This window comes from Bacillus sp. C30 (genome assembly GCF_040838255.1).
In the GTDB taxonomy this organism is placed as follows: domain Bacteria; phylum Bacillota; class Bacilli; order Bacillales; family Bacillaceae_G; genus Bacillus_A; species Bacillus_A mycoides.
Genome location: NZ_JBFPJH010000384.1, coordinates 1 through 2,876, shown reverse-complemented (window position 1 = coordinate 2,876; position 2,876 = coordinate 1). Strand labels below are relative to the sequence as shown.

Annotated in this window: 6 protein-coding genes; 4 read left to right on the top strand and 2 right to left on the bottom strand. The window is 34.0% G+C overall.

What is annotated here, in order from left to right:
• Window positions 1–25: 25 nt before the first annotated feature.
• Window positions 26–211 carry a YkvS family protein gene (locus AB3X49_RS20620; RefSeq protein ID WP_002064385.1) on the bottom strand — a complete coding sequence of 62 codons (186 nt, stop codon included), beginning with the start codon at window positions 209–211 and terminating at the stop codon, window positions 26–28.
• 253 nt (window positions 212–464) lie between these two features.
• On the opposite strand from AB3X49_RS20620, the gene AB3X49_RS20615 reads away from it, so the two are divergent.
• Together AB3X49_RS20615 and AB3X49_RS20610 are read left to right on the top strand one after the other, a co-directional pair.
• Window positions 465–623, top strand: a complete 159-nt coding sequence (locus AB3X49_RS20615) for a hypothetical protein (protein ID WP_033706566.1) — start codon at window positions 465–467, stop codon at window positions 621–623.
• An 81-nt stretch (window positions 624–704) separates the two neighbouring features.
• Entirely contained in the window at window positions 705–1,307 is a 603-nt protein-coding gene (locus AB3X49_RS20610) for a histidine phosphatase family protein (RefSeq protein ID WP_367964420.1), read from the top strand.
• Window positions 1,308–1,367: 60 nt separating this feature from the next.
• On the opposite strand, the gene AB3X49_RS20605 is transcribed toward AB3X49_RS20610, so the two are convergent.
• A complete protein-coding gene (locus tag AB3X49_RS20605; RefSeq protein ID WP_002064388.1) occupies window positions 1,368–1,946 on the bottom strand; it encodes a GNAT family N-acetyltransferase in 579 nt (192 codons plus the stop codon).
• Between the two features lie 261 nt (window positions 1,947–2,207).
• On the opposite strand from AB3X49_RS20605, the gene ykzS reads away from it, so the two are divergent.
• Together ykzS and AB3X49_RS20595 are read left to right on the top strand one after the other, a co-directional pair.
• Window positions 2,208–2,402, top strand: coding sequence for a protein YkzS (ykzS, locus tag AB3X49_RS20600; protein ID WP_002011514.1), 195 nt, complete (start codon window positions 2,208–2,210; stop codon window positions 2,400–2,402).
• 25 nt (window positions 2,403–2,427) lie between these two features.
• Window positions 2,428–2,745, top strand: coding sequence for a hypothetical protein (locus tag AB3X49_RS20595; protein ID WP_002064389.1), 318 nt, complete (start codon window positions 2,428–2,430; stop codon window positions 2,743–2,745).
• Window positions 2,746–2,876: the final 131 nt, after the last annotated feature.

Here is a 2,876-nt window from a genome sequence, read left to right as displayed (position 1 = left end):
ATACAGATCCTTTCTTTCTATTATATTATGCATGTTGATTAATGACAGTATAGTTTTTATGGCTTACAACTGTAAGAGGTTCCATATCTAGTTCTCTAAAATTCTCCATAATTGTTATATCAACAATAACGGAGTTTTGATTTACCTTTTGAACACGGCCTTGCATTCCACCTTTAAATTCAATGATATCTCCAGTTTCTGCGATCTGCATAAGCAACTCTCCTTGTTCCAGTTTTCCCAAAAAAAGAATAATTTGGGCTTTTTTATTTCTTCTTATTTTGAACTATATTTACTACTTTGTAAATGTTTCCAAAGTAAAAATTCGAAAAATATTCACTTTTTGTAAGGAAATATGTAAAAAATATTGTTTAGGAGAGGAATGATGAAAATGCATACATCTTTATACGGGAGTATAATAAAAGATACAATACCCTACTAAAGTGGGAGAAATTAGGGGCGGTAAAATGATGTTTGAAGTTGTGGGGAGCTTTATAGCGATTTTATTATTTTTATTTTCTTATATACAGTTGAAGAAAGTGCGTCATCATGAAACAACTACATATTTTGATGGACTGGATGGTGTGCACACATCGATAACACATGATAGTGGTGGGGATATATAACTTTCTTTTTATGCATGGTATGATGGCAATAAGAAATAGTACGTAATATAGTTCGTAAGTGATGAATGGGGAGTGGAAAGAATGCGAATTTCTTTTATTCGTCATGGTCGTTTGGACAGTACTATAGAGCCAATGACAATTATTTCATTTCGTGAATGGGTGAAGCAATATGATTTAGGGACTACAGTAAAAGAAACTCCTATACCAATTGAAACAATTGAGGCGATTGAATCAGCGAAACTGGTTGTAACGAGTGATCAAAGGCGCGCTGTACAGTCAGCGGCTGAGTTATTGGATTCCCTATCTCTTGTGCAAAATCCTCTTTTTAGGGAAGCTGAAGTTCCAACGAGTTTTTATGCTCCAAAATGGTTGAAATGTAAACCGAATGTATGGATGTTTATTGGACGTACACGATGGATAGTTGGTTATAGTAAAGAGGTTGAGTCTTATAAGGAAGTACGAGAAAGAGCAAGGCAAGCCGCTAATATGTTGCACCGCTATGCGCTCGTACATGGACATATTGCCCTTGTAGGTCATAGTTATTTTAATGCGATGATTGGGACTGAACTGAGGGCAATGGGGTGGTCTGGTTCGCCTATTTTCCATAGGAAGCCATGGGGATGTACAACGTATACATTTCATGAGGCGATGGATGGAAATGTATTAAATACAAAATTAATTTAAAAGAGGCTGTCCCTTTGGCAGCCTCTTTCTCTACATAACAAGTAAAAAAGAATTGTCCTTTTAAGATATAGAAACCAATGACCGTAATGGTTTTATTAGATGGGCATACGGTTCACCGACGAGCATAACGGTTTTATCTTCTTTGTAACCAAGTTTTTCATATAGTGAAAAAGCGCGTTTGTTTTCTAAATTAACAAGTAAGGCGATTTTTTCATGCCCTTTTTCAGTTGCATGAAGTTCAGCTGCATCGATTAATTTAGAGCCAATGCCACGTCCACTGTACATATTTGAAACTGACAACGTGTCAATATAATACTCATCAAGCTCAGCTTCTTTTTCTAACGTAATGGATTCGTCTTCATGTAGTTCTCTTAAGTAGTGTATGATTGGTGCATCAAGTTGTTCAGTATCACTACCGTGATAAACGACAATAACCCCAACTACTTTTCCATCTTGTTCAGCCACTAAACAGTTTTCATAACTCAATCGATTATTTTCTTTTATGAACCATGTTTCAAGTCCTAGTATTACTTTTGCTTCAATTGTGCTACCTGTGATTTTTTCAGCAATTTCGTGCAGAGCGTTATACAATAAAGGTGCTACTTCTACCGCATCTGTCTTTTTTGCTTTCCGAATCATAGTATCCCTCCTAGTTCTAAATATATATTGTAGCATAAAATAAAATATCAAACAGTGATTTGGAACTTTGTTATACAGAGCATCAAAAAGTTTGATATAGAGAAGTAGCTATGTTAGTATATGATATTTAGTGCGAATATAATAAAGTGATATAGATATAAAAATAATGAAAGTGAATTACATAATAGTAACGGGATAATTTTACCGTTGTGGACCTATAGAAGATGCGATAGAATAAAATATTGCAGAGAGGTGAAATACATGGATAAACAATTAGCAAATACAATTTTGGATCAGCTGAAAAATGATGAAATAAAGGAGTATGTTGCGACGAAAGATGTATTTTATACGTTCAGAGAAGTTGTTGTAAATCGAGAAGATTTTAAACATATTATCGGGAACGCACAGCGCGGTGGACAGGTAATTTATACATATTCAGAAACACCACGTTCATAAATAGAAGATAAAGGAGAGGAGAATTATGGGAGATTTTAAACAAGGCATATTGCCACATTGGGATTATATGTGGAAAGATAGAGCTGGGAATAGGTTTATGGGAATGGTTATGTATCCAGAGAAACGAAAATGTTCAGCAAAAATGCTTCGGAAAATAAAAAGGGCGTATGAACAAGCAGTAGAAATTAAAGTAACGGTACAAGTTCAACATACATATCAGTACGTAGAAGGAATGATCGTATACTTTGATGAAGAAGCTCCTGTATGTACAATGCTCGATAAAGATGAGAATCCACATCATATATTTGTAAAAGATATTTTGCGTATTGAGCACCCTGAATAATTTTTTTCATAAATAAATTGAAGTTCCATAATAATAATCTTTTTCTATAATAGTTATCTTTTAGTATGTAACGAGGAACGAAAGAATATGTATAATATTTAATAAAGTAAAATTGATAAATGTAATCGTTT

Excerpts from the sequence above, each read along its gene's own strand:
- AB3X49_RS20620 (WP_002064385.1), bottom strand. The coding sequence starts at position 211 with ATGCAGATCGCAGAAACTGGAGATATCATTGAATTTAAAGGTGGAATG.
- AB3X49_RS20615 (WP_033706566.1), top strand. The coding sequence starts at position 465 with ATGATGTTTGAAGTTGTGGGGAGCTTTATAGCGATTTTATTATTTTTA.
- AB3X49_RS20610 (WP_367964420.1), top strand. The coding sequence starts at position 705 with ATGCGAATTTCTTTTATTCGTCATGGTCGTTTGGACAGTACTATAGAG.
- AB3X49_RS20605 (WP_002064388.1), bottom strand. The coding sequence starts at position 1,946 with ATGATTCGGAAAGCAAAAAAGACAGATGCGGTAGAAGTAGCACCTTTA.
- ykzS (WP_002011514.1), top strand. The coding sequence starts at position 2,208 with ATGGATAAACAATTAGCAAATACAATTTTGGATCAGCTGAAAAATGAT.
- AB3X49_RS20595 (WP_002064389.1), top strand. The coding sequence starts at position 2,428 with ATGGGAGATTTTAAACAAGGCATATTGCCACATTGGGATTATATGTGG.